This window comes from Metabacillus sp. 113a (assembly GCF_050107635.1).
Classification (GTDB): Bacteria; Bacillota; Bacilli; order Bacillales; family Bacillaceae; genus Metabacillus_B.
Genome location: NZ_JBNILJ010000002.1, coordinates 315,751 through 335,345 on the forward strand (window position 1 = coordinate 315,751; position 19,595 = coordinate 335,345).

Consider the following 19,595-nt stretch of genomic DNA (forward strand, 5'->3'; position numbering starts at 1 on the left):
CAGGCCGTACGCGTCGCTTCGGGACTAAATGGGCCGATAACCGCGGGCTGTACGGCTAACGCCTACACCCCGCAGGTTCCTGTCCCATTTGCGGCAAGCCGCCGCCCCGAACGAGCCGAAAACCCGCTCGAAATTTGTTTGCTAACATAATGTCGTTATAGAAAATAGGCAGCCGCATGGCTGCCTATTTTGGTTTTCGTACATAGGAGTAAATTTTGCTGGTGCCAGACCCGCACTTCGCTACCGAACTAAAGCTCTGGCACCATCTCTGCAAAGACTTGCTGCACAAAGGATACAGTTCTTTAGTCTCCGTACCCACATGCGTTAAAGCAAGTGGGGACAGGCACGGTGCCTGTCCCGCACTTCACTACCGAACTAAAGCTCCGGCACCACCCCCTGAAACCTCTTGCTGCGCAAGGGTTCAGCCACCAATGCCTCCGTCCCCACACACGTTAAAGCAAGTCGGGCCAGACCCCAAAGCCACCCCACACCTACACCGTCAAACTAAACAATTCCTCCAGCTCATCCGTACTCAGCTCCGTAATCCAATTCTCGCTCGCCAGGATCTCGTCATTCAGCGACTGCTTCTTATCCAGCATGCCGTCGATTTTCTCTTCGATCGTGCCGGTTGTGATGAGCTTGTGCACGTGGACGAACCGTTCTTGGCCGATGCGGTAGGCTCTGTCGGTTGCCTGGTTTTCGACGGCTGGGTTCCACCAGCGGTCGAAGTGGATGACGTGGTTGGCGGCGGTCAGGTTCAGTCCGGTTCCGCCCGCTTTAAGCGACAGGATCAGGAACGGAATATCGCGGCTTTGGAAGCGTTCGACCATCCGATCGCGTTCGGTTTTGGCGACGCTGCCGTTTAGGAACAGGACGCCATCGCCGAATGAGCGCTCGAGCAGCTTTTTCATCATTTCGCCCATTCCGATATACTGGGTGAAAATCAGGCAGCTTTCGTCCTGCTCCCGGATCGCGGACACGAGCTCGATCAGTTTTTCCATCTTATTGGACCGTTCCACCACCTTGCTCGGTGACAGTTCCTTCAAGTAGAGCGCCGGGTGATCGCAAATTTGCTTCAGCTTGCCGAGCATCTTCAGGATCAGCGCCTTGCGCTGCATCCCGGCGACCTGGGCGACCTGTTCAAATGTATCCTTCACGACCTGCTCATACATCGACGCCTGCTCGACGGTAAGCGGGATGTATTCCTTCTGCTCGAGCTTTTCTGGCAGGTTCAGTGCGACCTGTTCATCGCGCTTTGTCCGTCTCAGCAGGAAGGGGCGGATGTATTTCCGCAGCTGCTCGACGAGCCCGGTCTCGCGGTCCTTCTCAATCGGCAGTACGAATTTCTTATGAAACGAGTGCAGGCTGCCGAGGTACCCGCGGTTAATAAAGTCAAAAATGGACCACAGCTCGGTCAGGCGGTTTTCCATCGGCGTTCCGGTCAGGGCGATATGCTGCTCACCCTTCAGCTTCCGGATCGCCCGCGATTGCTTCGTGTGGGCATTTTTGATGTTCTGCGCTTCATCGATGCATACCGAGCTCCACGTCACCTGCTCCAAGTCCTCGAGATCGGAGTGGGCAAGCCCGTACGACGTCAGCACAATATCCTGACCGAGCACACTCGCGCCGAACAGCTCACCGCGCGACCTCATCGGGCCATAGTGCAGCCTCACCTTCAAATGAGGCGCAAACTTCTCGATCTCTTTTTGCCAGTTGCCGAGAACGGACGTCGGGGCGATAATCAGGGCCGGCGTATCGGGCTTTTCGACTGCCTTTACATACGTAAAGTAGGCGATCATCTGAATCGTTTTTCCGAGTCCCATGTCGTCGGCGAGGCACGCCCCGAACCGGTTCTCACGCAAGCCCAGCAGCCAATCCACGCCCTGCTGCTGATAAGGCCGCAAATTTCCAAGGAAATCGCCAGGAACATCATACGTTTTCTCGCTGCTCATCGTCGTCAGCCTCTTCATGATGCCGCGCATCTGCTTGCTGAGCTCGATCTCAATGTTTTCAAACGCGCCGCCGGCCTCACCGGTCTCGTCATCCCGTTCGCCGGCAAGCTCCTGGTGAAGCACATCGGAGACGTGCAGCCCTTCCTTTTCCGCCTTTTTCAAGAGCGTCTTCACCTGCTGAATAAACGCCGGGTCCAGCTTGATCCACTGGCCGCGGATCTGCACGAGCTTGCGCTGGTCATTCACGAGCCGGTTAAAATCCTCCTCCGACATCTCCACTCCGTTCGTCGCGAACCGCCAGTTAAAATCAACGAGCGTATTCATGCCGACAAAGGACTGTCCGCGCGGGGTGGAGGAGAGCTTCGCCTTCACCATCATCTGCGATTCCTTCACAACCTGCCACCACGATGGCAGCAGAATCTCAATCCCCATATTCACGAGCGTTTCGCTCGACTCCGTCAAAAACATCCACGCCTCGTCCTCGGTTACGAGCGTCACTCCGCCGGTAAAGCTTAAGAACGGCACAGCCTGCTGAAACCGGTCCAGCTCCCGCTCGACGTCATCGGCAAAGCCCTTCCAGCCGCGCGGGAGGCTGCCGGGACCTTCATACACATGCAGATCATCCAGCCGCTTCTTGCTCCGGAGCAGCACCTCAAGGCGCCACTCGCCGCCATCATACTCCGGCTCGTTCAGGCGCAGCCCGATCGTAAACGGCTTCTCGTCCACATACCAGCCGATCCGCTCAAGCCAATCCTTTTCATCCAAAAAATAACCCGTAAAATTCGTGAGCACCGGATGGGCATCGGTAATCTCTCCCCACGCTGTGCGCAGACTCTTTTTCATGGAAATCAAATCGGTCACCGCCGCGGAAAACCACTCCGCCGCAAACCCTTCCAGATCAGCACCAGCAGGCTTCCATCCGCTGATTCCTTTTTTCCATACCTCATAATCCGGCATATACGCGCCGTCTGCGACAAGCTCATAAATGCGCTTCGCCGCTGGCTGCAAGCCCTGATCGTGAACCGTAATCCCGGCCATCGAATTGAACGAATCATGTCCGATCAGCTCGGCCGTCATCCACGGCGACAGCAGAAAGGCAGGAGTGCCGATAAACGTAATATCCTCGAGATTCGTCCCATGATGAGAGGATTCATGCCAGGTGAAAAAAACCCGCCGCATCTCATGGAGGCTCACCGGCACCTCGTCCCCCTTAGTGGCCCAAACGGTAAAATGCCAGTCTTCTGTCTGTTCTATATGAAGTTCGTATCGCAAAGACCTATCCATCAATCAGCTTCCCTTTCACGAGTTCTTCCCGGAAGGCCCGCAGCCGTTTGTACCGTTCCTGGAGCATATCCAAATAGTCTTCCCATTCCTCTTCATTCTTCAGCTTTTTATAGAGGCGCTTCACTTTTTTCAGCAACCGGACTGCCCGCTTGTAGCTCTCCCGGTTGCGGATCTCCATCTCGAGGGAAATCGTCTGCTTGTAAAGGGCAAGCACCGCTTCCGGTTCATTTTTCTCCGCTTCATCCAGGTAATACCCCTCGACCTCATAAACCGGGTACCCCAGCAGCATATTCAGCTCTGCCCATTCGTAGTAGCGTTCATCCATGGAGAGGAGGTGTTCATATTCATTAAAGCTGAGCGGCAGCAAGTCCCGGCAGGCCTGCTCATACAGCTCATCTGCCTGTTTTTCATCTGCGTAGGACCCGACAGCGGCAAGCAGAAGCTCAGCTCCCCGTCTCAGCTCCACCTTGGATAAGTCCGACTGGACGTAGCCCGGGATGTTTTCAATCAAATAAGGCATCCACTTTTCGAGCCGGCGCCAGTTCTCGGTGTGGGCAAGCTCATGGACCCAGTTGAGAGAGCCGGGGAAAAGGAGGCTCCCCCCGTCCCGGAGAATGCCGATCAGCTCCTCATCCCGCTTTAGAAGAAAGAGAATCTGGAGCATGCCGTATAGATATCGGGATTCAATCCCGCCGTCCCTGTAATGGGACGTCAGCTTTTCATACTCCTTCTCGAGCCATTTTGGCCGGTTCAGAAGCTCCTCCCAAAGCATTTTATAAATGGGAAGCGCTGACGGATAAAATACCTCCGGCACATCGAGCAGCCGGCGGAAATAGTCCATGCTTTCCTCAAGCAGCGGATCGAGCGCGAACGGCGTCGCATAGCGGGACATCTCATCAAGCTCAAGCTCGATCGCATGCTCCATATGATTGAGGTACACCTGCGCCATATGCTGAAGCGAAGCATCCTTTGCCCTCGTCCGCTTGTAGCTCTCGAGCATCTTTTCAATCGTGATCAGACCTAAATGAATGGTAAAGAGCCGCTTTAGCTCCATTTTCTTCGGGGCGCGCTGCTTCAGCTTGTAAAAATACTGATGATACAGGCTCTGCATTGTTTTGACTGGCAGCTTTTCATATTCCATTTCAAAAAACTGATACCAGTTTTCAATCGAGTCATCCTTGAGCCGGAATTGGGCTTTCAGCAGGTCACTCGCCTTTTTCATATTCAGCATCATTTGGGCGGCTGTATCCTCTTTCCACGCGTCCACAAACGTTCCGATGCGATCCGCGCTCGCATATACATACAAAAAAGCAGCCATTAAATGACGGCAAAACCCGTCCGCAGGACAGGAACAGCTGCTGGCCTGCACAAAATCCAAATCAAGCGTAACCGACACAGGAGCGACATCCTGCACCTTCGCAGAAATCCGCTCGGCGGAAACATTTACATTATAGACACTTCCCTGGCGGTATAAAATCAGCCCTTTTTTCACAAGATTCCGGTCTTCCTCATCAGCCGGATTTAAAATCGTCCGCAGCCGTTCAGCCGTCAGCAGAACGCGCTCCTTATCAAGGTCTCGCATCAGCAAAAGAAATCTCTCCTTTCGGGCGGAAGGGACAAATGGCACGCCCGCTTATCGAAATCTTTAAAAGTCCTAGCACAATAGGCACTTCCAAAGAAAGTATCCATTCCTATATTATAACGTAGAAAAATGTTTCGTTAAAAGGTTTCGAAAAAGGAAAAAGCGGGGACTTAATTGTCAGAACAACTCGAAGAAAATAATTTCCTGTTGCCAATCCAGCAATCCGGCTTTATAATGTTTTTCATGCCAGATTGTATAAAACTGTAAAATGAGAGGGAACGACGAACAATGGACATGAAGCAGATGAAGCAAGAAGAGTTTCTGCAAATCCTTATGCACGCCTACCGCACCGGCGAGCAAAGAAACGTATCGACGAAAGAAATGCTAGAGGAAATCATCTTGCAAATGAAAAAAGTCTACGCATCCTAGATCAGGATCGCCATACATGATAAAAAAGAGTCCGGACACCCGCCCCGGACTCTTTTTCTGTCTTTACATAAATTTTACAAAAAAGCTACCCTAGAACATGAGTCTTTTGGTATAATTCCTTTGACCTAAATAAAAGGAGAGATATCCATTGACTTGTTCAGTATGCAGCACCCAGCAGCAGGACGGCAGCTTCTGCGGATCATGCGGAGCCGCTCTAATGGGCGGAAATGCAGCCGCGGTACAGCCGGCAGCCCCGAATGCTTATGTCCAAAAAGGAAAAGAACTAAGCGGCCTTTATTTTTCTTATTTCGCCAGAGCCCTAAAATCCCCGGTAAAAGCAGCAGAGAATGCAACGCAGCGTGATTTCACGAATGCGGCGATTACGATGGCCCTGTATGCATTAATCCTTCCCCTTATCGCCTTTATCATCGCAAACCGCCAGTCGTTTATCCGGGTTCCATTTGAGACCGTTGTGCTCATGCCGGCCATTACTCTTTTCCTCATTGTAGCCGTCATGGCAGGAGCTGTCTTTGCATGCCTGAAAATGGCAAGAGTGAACACCCGTTTTTCTGAGTCGTCCGCTGTATTCGGAACGTATTTGATCGTCCCTGTAGCCCTGTTCGCAGCTGCACTGATCAGCACATTCATCCAGGCGGATTCCCTGGCAGGAATTTTCGCCGGCCTCGGCCTCGCAGGATTTTTCCTGGCACTTAACTACACACTGACAAACTTTAAAAGCCGTTCAAATGGCGGGCTCGATCTATTTTACGCCGGCCTCATCCTGAATATCATTTTCACAATCGTGATGTACGTGGTGGGCAAAGGCGTTCTGGAAGCCATTGAAGACAGCCTCAGCAACTCGTTCCTTTTTTAACCAGCCTGAAAATCACGCAACATCCAAACATTGCGGGATTTGCGTGTATATAGTAAAATAGACCTACAAGAACCTGTCGAATCTTTCCGATAAATCAAGTGGATGCTAGAAACCTTTGATTAAGGAGAGAGAAGATATGTCCAATATGTGGCTGACACCAGAAGAAGCAGAGCAGAAGAAAAAGCGCAAAAATCAAATGATCGTCATTGCGATTCCTGTCATTACGATTCTCGCAGGGGCCGCGATCACCCTGCTGTCCCATAATCTGTAAAGCAGAACCGGTCAGTTCGCTGGCCGGATTTTTATTGGAGTTTTGTCAAATTTAGCAGTTTTGGAAAATGGTAGACGCTCACTCATTTTTTGTACCTTTGTAAATAATTTGTATCTTTTTCCTGAAACTTGTGGAAAAATGTAAATTTGCCAATTATAATAGCATGTATTGTTACTAGTTTACGAACATCGGAGGTCATCATGGAAGAAACCATCAGCTTAAAAGAGCTGTTTCAGACGCTGAAAAAGCGGCTAGCACTCATATTCATCATCACGGCTCTTGCCACCGCAACGAGCGGAATCATCAGTTACTTTTTCTTAACCCCCATCTATCAGTCGTCCACGCAGATCCTAGTCAACCAATCCAAAAACGATCAGGAAATGTATCAATTCAACCAGATTCAAACGAATGTACAGCTCATCAACACCTACAGCGTCATCATTAAAAGCCCGGCTGTCATCGATAAAGTAAAAGATCAGCTAAAATTGGAAAACATCGATTTAAGTGAAACCATTTCAGTCGCAAGCGAAAAAGATTCCCAAGTCTTCACCGTAACGGTAGAGGACGAAAACCCTGCACAGGCAGCAGCCATCGCCAACGCAACGGCAAAAGTGTTTCAGCAGGAAGTAAAAACGATCATGAATGTAGATAACGTAAGTATCCTATCGGTTGCCGAAATGGGAGAGGATCCATCTCCAATTAAGCCGAAACCGGTTTTGAATATGGCGATCGCCATGGTAGTCGGTTTAATGGCCGGTGTGGGAGCAGCATTCCTTCTTGAATACCTGGATAACACCATCAAGACCGAACAGGATATCGAAAAGCTTCTTGGACTGCCGGTTCTTGGAGCCATCACGACAATCAACCTGGATGAACAAGCACAAGCCCAGGAACGAAACGCCAAAGTGAAAAGCTACAGAGGTGAGACATATGGCTCGTAAAGACCGCCAGCAAATTTTCCAGCTGCAGAACCGCAGCCTTATATCCATGACAGACCCGAAATCACCGATTTCAGAGCAATACCGGACGATCCGGACGAACATTGAGTTCTCCAATGTGGAAAACGAATTAAATTCCATGATTGTGACCTCCGCCGGACCGGGTGAAGGGAAATCAACAACGGTCGCGAACCTCGCTGTAGTATTTGCGCAGCAGGGAAAACGGGTACTTCTTATCGATGGAGACCTTAGAAAGCCGACGGTTCACTATACATTTAACGCAGAAAACCATACAGGCTTAACGAATGTGCTGACAAAGCAGGTCATGCTGGACCATGCCATTCAAACGACATCTGTCGACAGCCTGGATGTGCTGACGAGCGGTCCGATTCCGCCGAACCCATCTGAGCTTCTCGCCTCCCGCAACATGAGAGCACTGCTTGAGGAAGCGAAGAAAATGTATCACCTAGTTATTTTTGATACGCCGCCAGTTTTGGCTGTAACCGATGCCCAGGTTCTGTCTAACCAAACGGACGGAGTCGTTCTCGTAGTGGGAAGCGGCAAAACGGAAACCGATAAAGCTCAAAAAGCAAAAGAGCTTCTTCAAAATGCCAATGCGAAAATTCTTGGAGCGGTATTAAATAACAAAAAACAGGAAGATTCTCACTACTATTATTATTATGGGGTAAAAAAGTCATAATTCGACAAAATCCACCCCTTTCCCGACAATTCCAGGCATGGTAGTATTACCCTTGTGTTATTTTTTTGAAACCAATAATTCAAAAGTTGTAGGGAAAAAGAGGTGGATTTACTTGATTGATCTTCACAGTCATATTCTCCCGGGGATTGATGATGGGGCACAAACGCTCACAGACACCATTGAGATGGCAAAAGCAGCGGTCGATGAGGGGATCACGAAGATCATCGCAACCCCCCATCATCAAAACGGGAAATATATCAATATAAAGTCAGACATCCTAGTAAGAACAGAAGCAGCGAACAAAGCACTAACCGAAGCAAACATTCCGCTCACCATTCTTCCAGGCCAGGAAACCCGTATTTACGGGGACATTCTGGAGGATCTGCAGAAAGAGGAGATCCTTGCCTTAAACGACTCGAACTATCTCTTTATCGAAATGCCAACAGGTCATGTACCAAGATACGCAGAAAAGCTACTATTCGACATCCAAATGGCCGGACTCACTCCAATCATCGTCCATCCCGAACGAAATAGCGAAATCATGCAAAACCCGGATATACTTTACAACCTTGTCAAAAAAGGTGCCTTAACCCAAGTCACCGCAGGCAGTATCGCTGGCGGCTTCGGCAAAAAAATCAAAAAGCTGTCCCTGGACCTAATCGAAGCCCAACAGGCCCACTTCATCGCATCAGATGCCCATAACACCAGCTCAAGAGGATTTTATATGACAGACGCCTATTCCGAAATCAGCAAAGAATTCGGCCGGCAGGCAGCCTACTATTTTAAGGAAAACGCCGAGCTGCTCATCGAAAATCAAACCGTGTACAAGCAAAACCCGGAACGGATCAAAAAGAAAAAGTTCTTAGGAATCTTCTAAACAATCATTAAAAGGTGATGCCTCCTAACCTCTATCAACGGAGACACTCGGCCGCACTGTGGGTGCAAACCTTAGACGCTTGTCGTCAGTAGTGCGGTGTGAGGATGGGTTAAATGCCCTTCTTTATTAAATTTTTAAGATAGTTAACGAAAGATTGTTACGGTGAGAACGATTTTCCGTTAACTATTTTAATGAAAAATGTTAGGGAAAAGGTGAATTAACATGAAAATTGTAGTTGTAGGAACTGGATATGTCGGTCTTGTATCCGGCAACCGTCTTCTTGAGATTGGCCACACTATTCATCTATTGATATTGAATCTAAAAAGGTAGATGAAAATTAAAGCAGGGATACACCCAATCTTTGAACCGGTCCGGATGAACTAATGTTGAGTACATCAATGAAAAGAGATTTATTTCACAACGGATCATGTCGAGGGTTTTGAAGGTACTGATGTTACTTGCATAGCTGAAGGCACACCTGAGAATGAAGACGAATCTGCCAACCTGACATATCTTACAATATTGAAGACGGAAATTCGAAGCGCAAAAATAATTAAAACCTCAGCAAATATATTCCTTACATCTGGGATCAGTTTTATTGATAAGATATCAAATTTCTGTGAAAAATTAAATACAAACGATGAAGATGTGCAAACGGATTGGGCTAGGACAGCAGAATTGGCTCTCAGTTCCTGTATCCAGGAACTAGAAACGGTGGATCATGTTTTCAAAAGGATACCAAAGCATTTATTCAGTTTGCAGGAAATATAGAAAGTAGTCAGTGTTTATTAAAAACAGCAGGAGATTTTATTGCATAAACTTGAGGACAGATTTGAGATAAGAAGATAGCAATTATGGGCTTAGCATTCAAACCAAACACAGATGACATGAGAGAGGCAGCTTCAATCTTCATCCTAAAACATTTGACTGAAAAAGACGGTAACCTTATCTAATAAATCTTTTTGCAAAGTCAAATGCAAAGAAAATACAAAAATTGATCTTATATGAAATGCAACTGGAGCTTAATAAATGCAGATGCTGCACTTGGAAAGAATTTAAGGACTTAGGTACGAACTTATTCCGAGAACAAATGAAATTACCTATCATCTGCGATGGCAGTAATGTTTGGAGCTTGAAGTAGTTAAGGATTACAACCTGGAATCACTCAATTGGACGAAAAACGATTATACGCTTAAGTTACCAGCTGTATATTCAATGAAAGGGGCGTTTTAATTGAAAAAAGTAAAAAAAGCAATTATTCCAGCTGCAGGGTTAGGGACACGTTTCTTACCCGCCACAAAAGCAATGCCAAAGGAAATGCTCCCGATTGTCGATAAGCCTACTATTCAATATATTATCGAAGAAGCCATCGAATCTGGAATTGAAGACCTTATTATTGTAACAGGCAAAGGAAAAAGAGCGATTGAAGATCATTTTGATCACAACTTTGAACTGGAACAAAATCTCTTTGAAAAAGAAAAGTATGACTTGCTAGAAAAAGTAAAGCATTCATCTGGAATTAATATCCATTATATTCGTCAAAAAGAACCGAAAGGCCTTGGACACGCCGTATGGTGTGCCCGTAAATTCATCGGCAGCGAGCCGTTCGCAGTTTTGCTTGGCGATGACATTGTGCAAGCCGAAACGCCATGCTTAAAGCAGTTAATCAAGGAATATGACAACACTGGCTCATCTGTCATTGGCGTTCAAACCGTTGGAGATGATAAAACGCACCGTTATGGGATTATTGATCCATTAACTAAAGAAGGGCAACTTTATCAAGTTAACCGGTTTGTAGAAAAGCCAAAGCTGGGTACAGCCCCTTCAAATCTGGCAATTATGGGACGATATGTGTTAACTCCAGAAATCTTTGAACTTTTAGAGCATCAGGAGACGGGTGCGGGCGGGGAAATTCAGCTAACAGATGCGATTCAGAAATTAAACGAGCAGCAGCGTGTTTATGCTTATGATTTTGCTGGAAAGCGATATGATGTGGGTGAAAAATTCGGCTTCATCCAGACGACCATTGAATTTGCCCTTCAGCATGAAGACCTTAAAACGGATCTAATTGAACTCATGCAAAAACTGATTGAACAGGAAAGTCTTAAATTACAAAGTTAAGGAAGTGACGCAGAAATGTCACAGTGGGCAAAGGAAAGTACTGCACAGTCCTCGCATCATAATACAACCGTTGATTTCGTTACAACAACGTCTACTTACAAACTTGTCAAGCGCTCTATGGACGTAACAGGAGCACTTCTGGGAATTATACTTTTAAGTCTTTTATTTATTGTTGTAGCCATAGCAATTAAGCTTGAAGATCCTAAAGGACCTGTCTTTTTTACTCAGAAGCGAGTAGGGAAGAATGGAGAAGAGTTTAATATGTACAAATTTAGATCGATGGTAAGTGATGCGGAAGAGAGACTGAAAGAATTGCTTTCTTTAAATGAAGTAACCGGTGCGATGTTCAAGATGAAAAATGATCCTAGAATTACAAAGGTTGGAAAGCTCATCAGGAAAACAAGTATTGATGAATTGCCTCAGCTATTTAATGTACTAAAGGGTGAGATGAGTCTCGTAGGACCCCGCCCTCCTCTTCCAAGAGAGGTCGCTGAATATACGGATTATGATAGACAGCGACTATTTGTTACACCGGGCTGCACAGGAGTATGGCAGGTAAGCGCTAGAAACAGCGTAGGTTTTCAGGAAATGGTTGAGATGGATATTCACTACATTAAAAATCAGTCTATTATTACGGACATTAAGATTCTATGTAAAACAGTCATTGTGCTTTTTGGATCGAAAAATGCATTTTAACGCTAGGTAAAGAATAGCTAAGAACATATGTTGCATATAGTATACAAAAAACGTTGAAGGTATTAGAGTTTTATTAGGGTCAGCAACCCGAAATTCATCTCAATAGTAACTATTCTAACTTTCATGATCAATTGCAATTGTAATCTTTTATCTTTTTAACTTAAATATAAAAAAAAATAGAATTAATCAAAATTTAGGTGAGGAATAAAGGTCAATTCACTGGCTTTAACAATATCTATATTAAAAAGGTGGCTTAAATTTGAAAAATGTACTAATACTCTGTGAAGCTTATGGCGGTGGAGTTAAGACATATGTTGATTCCATAAATTCAAATAAAAAACTATTTCAAAATGCTAATTTCCTAGTCCTAGTTAGTTCAAAACGTTTAGAAAAAGGTATGAAGATTAACAAAGACTATATTGTAGATGATAGTTTGTCATTCGGAAAATCCCCAATTAAATTAATAATTGCTATAAAAAAGATTCATGAGTTAGTTAAAAAGAATAATATTGATTTAATTCATGCAAATAGTACATTTTCTGGTTTGTTAATATATATTTATTCCTTTTTTAATCGAGGAATTTCATATATCTATACTCCACACGGATATTACTCTTTTAAGTCAATGAATAAATTATTAAAAAAATTAACAATGAATGTTGAGAGGAAAATAAATTATATATGCAACAAAGTTATTCATGTTTCGAATAGTGAGGAAAAAGAAGCACTAAAATATGGTTTGGTATTACAGGAAAAATCTGTTGTCATATTTAATGGGGTTGAGGATCCGAACTTTAATCATGTGAAACATAATGTAAACAGAAAGTTTACAATACTAAATTTGGCAAGAGTAGACGACCAAAAAAATCCTTTTGGATTTATTGAAATGGCCAAGTTTTTTTTAGACAAAGGAATTAATGCTCAATTTATCTGGGCAGGTAGTGGAGAATTGTTGGATGAATCAAGAAGAAAAGTAGAACAATATAAACTTAACAATCAAATAAAATTCATTGGTTTTACAGATAATAAAAAGGAAGTTCTATCTAACGCAGATTTATATTTCTCGACATCTTATTATGAGGGATTACCATTCTCAGTGATCGAAGCTATGTCCTATAAATTACCTGTCATTTTAAGTGACATTGTAGGTCATACAGATTTGTTGAAAGATGGGGAAAACGGATACTTATTTAAGCATGATAACTATGATCATGTTTTTAACCTTATTCAAAGTATTATTCTTAATCAGAATAAATGGGATTGTTTATCTAATAATTCCTATAGGTTCTACAAAGAACACTTAAGTTCGAATGTAATGATAAAAAATTTGTCTAAAATTTATGAAACTGGTTGAAATAATATCGACAGAGAAGTATAAGGAGAAATAAATGTTTGTATATTTATTCTTACCTCTAATAATAGTCTATTTTTTATTTATTTCGAGGACAATGGTTATAAGAAGTAGTAAGTTCGATAATAATGAAATATTTGTTGATAAAAACAATATCACACTATATATATGGTTTGTAATCTTATTAAGTCTAGCAGCTTTTAAAGGCATAGAAGTTGGATCAGATTATCCAATGTACTACAATTTTTTCGTCAATCAGTCTTATGGCGGAATAGAATTAGGTGTCCAATTTATTTTTAATTTAGTAGCTCAATTTAATTCATTCGTAATTTTTTCGTTTGTAGTATATTTTATTTTCTTGAATTTTATTTTTCAAGGTATAAAAAAAAATACCCCCAATTACTTAATAAGTGTCCTAGTTCTTATTTTATCATATACGTATTTCGCAAGTTACAATCAAATCCGTCAAATGATTGCCGTTTCACTTATCTTTTGTTTTGTAGAATACTTAGTAACTAACAATAGATTTGATAAAATAAAGTTCTTGTTAATTATTTTTATTGCTTTTTTATTTCATACTAGCGCCATTTTCCTTTTGGTGTTACTTTTAATACCCTCAAAAAAAATCAATCCTAGGTTTGTTATCCCGCTATTCCTTTTAACTATATTCTTATATTTCATTCCGGAATTTAAAAATCAAGCAGGAGAAATAATAAGCTATTTTTCCGGGTTTTATGGAGAAAAATATTCAGGTAGAGAAGCGTTCTTTTTTGGAGTGAATAAAGAGAAAGGATTGTTGCAACTATTACCTGTAATTATACAAATGATAATTGTTGTATTTTCGTTATACTTTTCGAGGTACAAAGATAGTATAAACATAAATAATAAATTATATAACTTAAGTACTAATATAGTTGTAGTCAATTTGTGTCTTTATTCATTAGCTGGTATAGAGGCAATTGATAGAATCCAAGTATACTTTTCATGTTTTAATATTTACTTTTACTCAATTCTTCTCCATTTATTATTTAATCATGATAAGAAAACCTACGGATTTTTAATGGCGGTGTTAATTATTGCATTCTTATTACTTTATTTTACTTTACGGCTAATTAATAATATTCACGGTATAGTTCCTTATACTCTTTTTGAATTCTAATACAAAAATAGAAGTTTCATTTTCACTTAAAACCAATAGAATAATTCGTACGGGAGAGAGCATGATTGGGACCAACTAATCCGGATATATCAGTTATTATTACAGTCTTTAATGGTGATACTACTATATTAAACACATTAAATAGTATAAAAGGTCAAACCTTTAAAAATTATGAAATTGTAATAGTAAATGATGGTTCAACAGATAATACTAAAAATGTATTGGAAAATTTCAAAATAGATAATAAAGATTTGAATATTAAAATATATAATATGAATAGTATGGGAAGGTCTAAAGCGTTAAATTTTGCCCTTAACAAAGCTAGATCTCCATACATAGCTAACTTAGATGCAGATGATTTGTGGGAAAAAAGACACTTAGATATCCAATTAAACAATATTAAGGAAAATAGTGAATTTGGTTTAATATGTACAAATTTTTCTCTAATAATTGGGAATGATATTGATAATTCTATAAATTTGATTGAAAATATATCTAACAAAATCATAGATATCACTCATAAGGTTGGAAGATATAATCCAGTCAATCATAGTTCAGTAATTTATAAAAAGAAGGTAATACAAGATTTGGGTGGTTATAACGAAAATTTTAATAAACTTATTGACTATGAACTATGGGTAAGATTGAGAATGAATAAAATAAAAATAGGATATTTCACTGGGAAAACTTGTATTAAGAGGATACATGAAAATCAAAACTTTGAAAATAAAAAACCCTATAGCTACGCATTGAGCATATTTAAGTTATCTTTTAAAGCGCTCGTAAGTGAAAAAGACTACTTTGGTATACTATTTGTTTTATTAAAATTTCTATATGGTTTATTTCCTCAAATAATAAGGCAAAAACTTAAAAAGATGATTTTGAATAAATAAATGACAGTGAAATTTCTGTAACATGGTAATTAATTCCTAATCTTATTCTTCTGGATGATTTAGTTGAATAATTTAGAAGTAAAATTAAGCATTATACAAATAGACTCTAAATATTACTAGCTTAGAAATCGGAAATTTAGTTATTGGAGACTTAAAATGAAAACAATTAAAGATATATGCGAAAAAATATGGAAGCTTGAAGAAGATTTTAACTTGTTTGATATCAAAATTAAGGGTATTAAAGTATGGGAGATTGTTAGATTTACTGTATTTGTTAGGATAGCAAAAGAATTAGAGTTATATGGACAAGGTGAATACCCAGAAATTTCAACAGTGAAACAAATAAAAAATGCTCAGATGTTTATATTTAACGCCATTAAGAAAAATCCTTTTTCCAATTCTTATAGTGGTGATGTTATGGTATTGGACCACGAAAGAAAAGTTAAAGTTAATAATGAATATATAGACATTTATACAAAGGATTTATTAGATAACATGGATCCTAATGAATTCTTTGTTGTTGAGTATCCTTACCTAAACAAACACTATAGTAGCACTAAAGATCCGAATAGAAGTTATATGGATTACTTTTATATAGAATCTGCCATTAAATTTCCTTTCAATCTGTTTTTGTTTAATAATCAAGAGAGAGAAACAATAGATAAACTACAAACTCTATTTAAAACTACATTTGATATTAACTTTGATTTTAGAAGAATGTTTTATAAGAAAATATTTATTTTTAAATTGAAATATAATTTTTTTACTAATATTTTAATAAAAAAGAAACCTAAGCTTTTATATCTTGTAGTTTCCTATAGTAATATGCCACTTATAGCTGCTGCCAAAGATTATGGGATTGAAGTTATAGAAATCCAACATGGTGTAATAACACCATTTCATTTAGGATATAGTTTTCCAGTTGATAAGGAAAAAGTTAACTATTTTCCAGATAAATTATATGTATTTGGTGATTATTGGAGAGATTCTGTAAGTTATCCGATCAGCAAAGAAAATATTATTTCTTATGGATTTCCTTATATGCAACAGAGGATTGAAGCCTATAAAGGATATTCAAAGACTAAAAAACAAGTTCTAGTTATTTCACAGGGAACAATTGGGGATACTTTATCGGAATTTACGTACAATTCAGCTAGGATGTTATCAGACTATCAATTTATTTACAAATTACATCCCAGAGAATACAACCAATGGAGAACATTGTACCCTTTTTTAATTAAAGCTGAGAAACTCCCAAATTTTACAGTTGTAGATAACAACATAAAAAATTTGTATGAATACTTTTCTGAATCAGAATTCTTAATCGGTGTATATTCAACAGCAATTTTTGAAGGACTTTCCTTGAATTGTAAAACAATACTTGTTCGATTACCCGGTATAGAATATATGAATGACCTAATTAAAAATAAACATGTTATTGCAGTGAATAATACTAACGAGTTGATTAAAGCCCTAAATAATTACAGTGATAATGTTACATTTAACGAAAAGTATTTTTTTAATTAAACTTGTAATAATAAGTGTTTTTCCCCATTTAAATAACAAATAATTAATTAATGACTTAAATATATTTGCTTAATTAGTTACAATCTAGTGTGTTGTCACATACAGCAAATTAGAAATGAATCACACGAAAAATTATTGTATGTTGGGAGAAAATTTTTATTCTATAACTTTGCATCATGGAGTAATTCAAATACTATGTAACTAATATAAAAAGGTGATGTGTATATGAATAACTGTGGTTATAATATCGTTGCAATTATTCCAGCGAGAGGGGGGTCTAAAGCAATTCCACGGAAAAATGTTCGTCATTTAAACGGAAAGCCATTAATTGCTTATACAATTCAAGCTGCAAAAAAATCTCTTTTTATTAGTAAAGTTATAGTTTCAACCGATGATGATGAAATTGCTAACATTGCTAGAGAGTATGGTGCAGAAGTAATTTTAAGACCGGAAAATTTAGCCTCTGATGAAGTGCCACTTGATCCTGTTATTTACGATGCTGTCCAAAAGATTGAGCAACAAGAAAAAGCGTATGATTATATTGTTACTATTCAACCCACGTCTCCATTATTAAAAACAGAAACTATTGATAGTATTCTAAAAAAATTAATAGAAGAACAATTGGATACTGTATTGACAGCCTTCGATGATCGCCACTTGTCGTGGAAGAAACAGGATAATACGTACATTCCAAATTATTCCGAAAGGAAAAATAGACAATATTTACCTTTTGAATACCGTGAAACTGGTGCTGTGTTAGCTTCAAAAAGGAACGTGATAACTCCCAATAATCGGATAGGTGATAAGATTAGTCTCTATGAAGTTGATAAAAATGAAAGAGTGGATATAGACTCACCAATGGATTGGTGGATTGCTGAAAAATTACTAAATAAAAAAAGGGTTATTATTAGAGTCGATGGTTATAAAGAAATTGGACTAGGCCATATTTATCGTTCTCTTACATTGGCAAATGGTATTATGGACCATGAGTTAATCTTTCTTATGAACAACCAGCATCAATTAGGAATCGATATTGTTAAAAGTCAAAATTTTACAGTTGAAACATTCGATGACAATGCAATGCATAAAATTAGTGAAATTAAACCTGATATAATTATAAATGATATCCTAGATACTAAAAAAGAATATATACTAAACTTAAAAGAAATGGGAATAAAAGTTTTTAATTTTGAAGATTTAGGTAGTGGAGCTGAGTACGCAGATGCTGTATTTAACGCATTATATCCTGGCTCAGTACCTAGTGGTAACTTCTTTACAGGTGAAAAATATTATTGTGCAAGAAATGAGTTTCTAAATATTAAGCCTAAAAAAATTGCTTCAAAGGTTAATAATATTTTATTAACTTATGGCGGGACTGACCCTAATAACTTGACATTAAAAACTCTTAATTCAATCACTAAATCTAAACATGATTTTAAGGTTACTATTATTCTAGGTCCCGGTTATACTTATGAAGATGCATTAAATGAAAAAATTAACAAGCTTTCAAAAGAAGTAACAATATGCCGTTCTGTTAAAAATATAGCAGAGTTTATGTTGAATGCAGATATAATATTTTCTTCTGCTGGACGAACAATGTATGAAATTGCTATGGTAGGCACTCCGGCAATAATTATTGCTCAAAATTATAGGGAAATGACTCATTTATTTGGTCACAATTACAATGGTTTTGTTAACTTAGGGATACATCTAGAGAATAGTGAAGATGATATTTTAAATACTCTAGATCGACTAGTTATTGATGAAGATTTAAGAAGAAAAATGAATAAAAGAATGTTAAACCATGATTTAACTAATGGTTTAAAGCGCGTAACGGATATTATCTTTAAAAAATAGAAATAAGGAGTGGTATTGTGAACCTTACAATTAACGGAAAAAAAATAACTAGAGATGGACAAGAAGTATATTTAATAGTAGAAGCGGGTGTAAATCATGGTGGCGATATTAATATTGCAAAGTCAATGATTCGTGAAGCTGCTGAAGCAGGTGCTGACGCGATTAAGTTTCAAACTTATAAGGCAGAAAAATTAGCATCCAAGAACTCTCCAGCATATTGGGACCGTACAAAGGAGAAATCGGAATCTCAATATGAATTGTTCAAAAAATATGATTCTTTTTGGATAGAAGAGTATAAGGTCTTAGCGGATTACTGTAAGCAGTGTCAAATTGATTTTATGTCGACACCATTTGACAGTGATTCAGCAGACTTTCTTAATGAATTAATGCCAGCATTTAAAATTGCTTCCGCTGATTTGACGAACCACCCATTTATAAGGCGAATTGCTAGATATCAAAAACCAGTTATTCTATCAACGGGTGCTTCCACATTAGGAGAAATAGATGAGGCAGTTAGAGTAATTGAAGATGAAGGTAACTCTCAAATTTCTTTGTTACATTGCGTGCTTTCTTATCCTACAAAAGATGAAGATGCCCATATAAATATGATTAAACATTTAAAAAATGTTTATCCTCAATATGTAATTGGCTATTCTGATCATACAGTAGCTGATCCATCAATGATGACACTTAATACAGCTGCGTTTTTAGGGGCAAGGATCATAGAAAAACATTATACCTACGATAAAACATTGGAAGGTAATGACCATTATCACGCAATGGACGCAAATGATATAAAAACATTTAAGAATAATATGAGAGTTGTTAATAATGTTTTGGGGCAGTATTATAAAGAACCTCTAAAGTCAGAAGAACAAGCAATTAAATATGCTCGTAGGAGTTTGGTAGCTACTCAAGATATAGCAAAAGGTACAATCATTACGGAAGAAATGATAACATGGAAACGACCTGGGGTGGGGATATCTCCAAAATATTTAGATTTAGTCATCGGACGTGAAGCAAAATTGAATATCAAGGAAGACGATATTTTAATTTGGGAAATGCTATAAGATCTGATTTGATT

18 protein-coding genes and 1 pseudogene are annotated in these 19,595 nt (G+C 39.8%); 17 read left to right on the forward strand and 2 right to left on the reverse strand.

The genetic code is table 11. The features are described from left to right. Window positions 1-491: 491 nt before the first annotated feature. Entirely contained in the window at window positions 492-3,236 is a 2,745-nt protein-coding gene (locus ACQCVE_RS05875) for a DEAD/DEAH box helicase (protein WP_426862032.1), read from the reverse strand. Next, window positions 3,229-4,818: an SWIM zinc finger family protein gene (locus ACQCVE_RS05880; RefSeq protein WP_426862138.1), complete on the reverse strand. Its 1,590-nt coding sequence runs from the start codon at window positions 4,816-4,818 to the stop codon at window positions 3,229-3,231. Before ACQCVE_RS05880 ends, ACQCVE_RS05875 begins: the two co-directional genes overlap by 8 nt. Window positions 4,819-5,106: 288 nt before the next feature. On the opposite strand from ACQCVE_RS05880, the gene ACQCVE_RS05885 reads away from it, so the two are divergent. The 17 genes and pseudogenes from ACQCVE_RS05885 to ACQCVE_RS05965 all read left to right on the forward strand — a co-directional run bounded on the left by ACQCVE_RS05885 (window position 5,107) and on the right by ACQCVE_RS05965 (window position 19,581). Next, window positions 5,107-5,247 carry a hypothetical protein gene (locus tag ACQCVE_RS05885; protein WP_426843023.1) on the forward strand — a complete coding sequence of 47 codons (141 nt, stop codon included), beginning with the start codon at window positions 5,107-5,109 and terminating at the stop codon, window positions 5,245-5,247. Between the two features lie 148 nt (window positions 5,248-5,395). Beyond that, on the forward strand, window positions 5,396-6,121 hold the full coding sequence (locus ACQCVE_RS05890) for a hypothetical protein (protein WP_426862033.1): 726 nt from the start codon (window positions 5,396-5,398) through the stop codon (window positions 6,119-6,121). A 136-nt stretch (window positions 6,122-6,257) separates the two neighbouring features. After that, window positions 6,258-6,392 (forward strand): hypothetical protein, encoded by a 135-nt coding sequence (locus ACQCVE_RS05895; RefSeq protein WP_426862035.1) that lies wholly within the window; start codon window positions 6,258-6,260, stop codon window positions 6,390-6,392. 200 nt (window positions 6,393-6,592) lie between these two features. Continuing rightward, entirely contained in the window at window positions 6,593-7,333 is a 741-nt protein-coding gene (locus tag ACQCVE_RS05900) for a YveK family protein (protein ID WP_426862036.1), read from the forward strand. Continuing rightward, a complete protein-coding gene (locus ACQCVE_RS05905; protein ID WP_426862037.1) occupies window positions 7,323-8,030 on the forward strand; it encodes a CpsD/CapB family tyrosine-protein kinase in 708 nt (235 codons plus the stop codon). Before ACQCVE_RS05900 ends, ACQCVE_RS05905 begins: the two co-directional genes overlap by 11 nt. Before the next feature lie 112 nt (window positions 8,031-8,142). Continuing rightward, on the forward strand, window positions 8,143-8,907 hold the full coding sequence (locus ACQCVE_RS05910) for a tyrosine-protein phosphatase (RefSeq protein WP_426862039.1): 765 nt from the start codon (window positions 8,143-8,145) through the stop codon (window positions 8,905-8,907). A gap of 522 nt (window positions 8,908-9,429) precedes the next feature. Next, window positions 9,430-9,552, forward strand: a pseudogene (locus ACQCVE_RS05915) (hypothetical protein); the annotation flags it as partial. Between the two features lie 32 nt (window positions 9,553-9,584). Then, window positions 9,585-9,725: a hypothetical protein gene (locus tag ACQCVE_RS05920; protein WP_426862139.1), complete on the forward strand. Its 141-nt coding sequence runs from the start codon at window positions 9,585-9,587 to the stop codon at window positions 9,723-9,725. Window positions 9,726-9,761: 36 nt separating this feature from the next. Next, the gene (locus ACQCVE_RS05925) at window positions 9,762-9,860 is read left to right on the forward strand and encodes a UDP binding domain-containing protein (protein ID WP_426862040.1); all 99 of its coding nucleotides are present in this window, start codon (window positions 9,762-9,764) and stop codon (window positions 9,858-9,860) included. A 280-nt stretch (window positions 9,861-10,140) separates the two neighbouring features. Beyond that, window positions 10,141-11,028: a UTP--glucose-1-phosphate uridylyltransferase GalU gene (galU, locus tag ACQCVE_RS05930; RefSeq protein WP_426862042.1), complete on the forward strand. Its 888-nt coding sequence runs from the start codon at window positions 10,141-10,143 to the stop codon at window positions 11,026-11,028. A gap of 15 nt (window positions 11,029-11,043) precedes the next feature. Beyond that, window positions 11,044-11,724 (forward strand): sugar transferase, encoded by a 681-nt coding sequence (locus ACQCVE_RS05935; RefSeq protein WP_426862043.1) that lies wholly within the window; start codon window positions 11,044-11,046, stop codon window positions 11,722-11,724. 259 nt (window positions 11,725-11,983) lie between these two features. Continuing rightward, complete coding sequence (locus tag ACQCVE_RS05940) at window positions 11,984-13,078, forward strand: glycosyltransferase (protein WP_426862045.1); 1,095 nt, start codon at window positions 11,984-11,986, stop codon at window positions 13,076-13,078. Window positions 13,079-13,112: 34 nt separating this feature from the next. Then, window positions 13,113-14,234: an EpsG family protein gene (locus ACQCVE_RS05945; RefSeq protein ID WP_426862046.1), complete on the forward strand. Its 1,122-nt coding sequence runs from the start codon at window positions 13,113-13,115 to the stop codon at window positions 14,232-14,234. A 65-nt stretch (window positions 14,235-14,299) separates the two neighbouring features. Continuing rightward, entirely contained in the window at window positions 14,300-15,127 is an 828-nt protein-coding gene (locus ACQCVE_RS05950) for a glycosyltransferase family 2 protein (RefSeq protein WP_426862048.1), read from the forward strand. A 156-nt stretch (window positions 15,128-15,283) separates the two neighbouring features. Next, window positions 15,284-16,654 carry a hypothetical protein gene (locus ACQCVE_RS05955; RefSeq protein ID WP_426862050.1) on the forward strand — a complete coding sequence of 457 codons (1,371 nt, stop codon included), beginning with the start codon at window positions 15,284-15,286 and terminating at the stop codon, window positions 16,652-16,654. A 225-nt stretch (window positions 16,655-16,879) separates the two neighbouring features. Further along, the gene (locus ACQCVE_RS05960) at window positions 16,880-18,511 is read left to right on the forward strand and encodes a cytidylyltransferase domain-containing protein (RefSeq protein ID WP_426862052.1); all 1,632 of its coding nucleotides are present in this window, start codon (window positions 16,880-16,882) and stop codon (window positions 18,509-18,511) included. A 17-nt stretch (window positions 18,512-18,528) separates the two neighbouring features. After that, on the forward strand, window positions 18,529-19,581 hold the full coding sequence (locus ACQCVE_RS05965; RefSeq protein WP_426862054.1) for an N-acetylneuraminate synthase family protein: 1,053 nt from the start codon (window positions 18,529-18,531) through the stop codon (window positions 19,579-19,581). The last annotated feature ends 14 nt before the right edge of the window (window positions 19,582-19,595 follow it).

Coding starts and splice junctions, on each gene's coding strand:
- ACQCVE_RS05875 (WP_426862032.1), bottom strand. CDS start 3,236: ATGGATAGGTCTTTGCGATACGAACTTCATATAGAACAGACAGAAGAC.
- ACQCVE_RS05945 (WP_426862046.1), top strand. CDS start 13,113: ATGTTTGTATATTTATTCTTACCTCTAATAATAGTCTATTTTTTATTT.
- ACQCVE_RS05880 (WP_426862138.1), bottom strand. CDS start 4,818: ATGCGAGACCTTGATAAGGAGCGCGTTCTGCTGACGGCTGAACGGCTG.
- ACQCVE_RS05885 (WP_426843023.1), top strand. CDS start 5,107: ATGGACATGAAGCAGATGAAGCAAGAAGAGTTTCTGCAAATCCTTATG.
- ACQCVE_RS05960 (WP_426862052.1), top strand. CDS start 16,880: ATGAATAACTGTGGTTATAATATCGTTGCAATTATTCCAGCGAGAGGG.
- ACQCVE_RS05900 (WP_426862036.1), top strand. CDS start 6,593: ATGGAAGAAACCATCAGCTTAAAAGAGCTGTTTCAGACGCTGAAAAAG.
- ACQCVE_RS05895 (WP_426862035.1), top strand. CDS start 6,258: ATGTCCAATATGTGGCTGACACCAGAAGAAGCAGAGCAGAAGAAAAAG.
- ACQCVE_RS05905 (WP_426862037.1), top strand. CDS start 7,323: ATGGCTCGTAAAGACCGCCAGCAAATTTTCCAGCTGCAGAACCGCAGC.
- ACQCVE_RS05935 (WP_426862043.1), top strand. CDS start 11,044: ATGTCACAGTGGGCAAAGGAAAGTACTGCACAGTCCTCGCATCATAAT.
- ACQCVE_RS05955 (WP_426862050.1), top strand. CDS start 15,284: ATGAAAACAATTAAAGATATATGCGAAAAAATATGGAAGCTTGAAGAA.
- ACQCVE_RS05925 (WP_426862040.1), top strand. CDS start 9,762: ATGGGCTTAGCATTCAAACCAAACACAGATGACATGAGAGAGGCAGCT.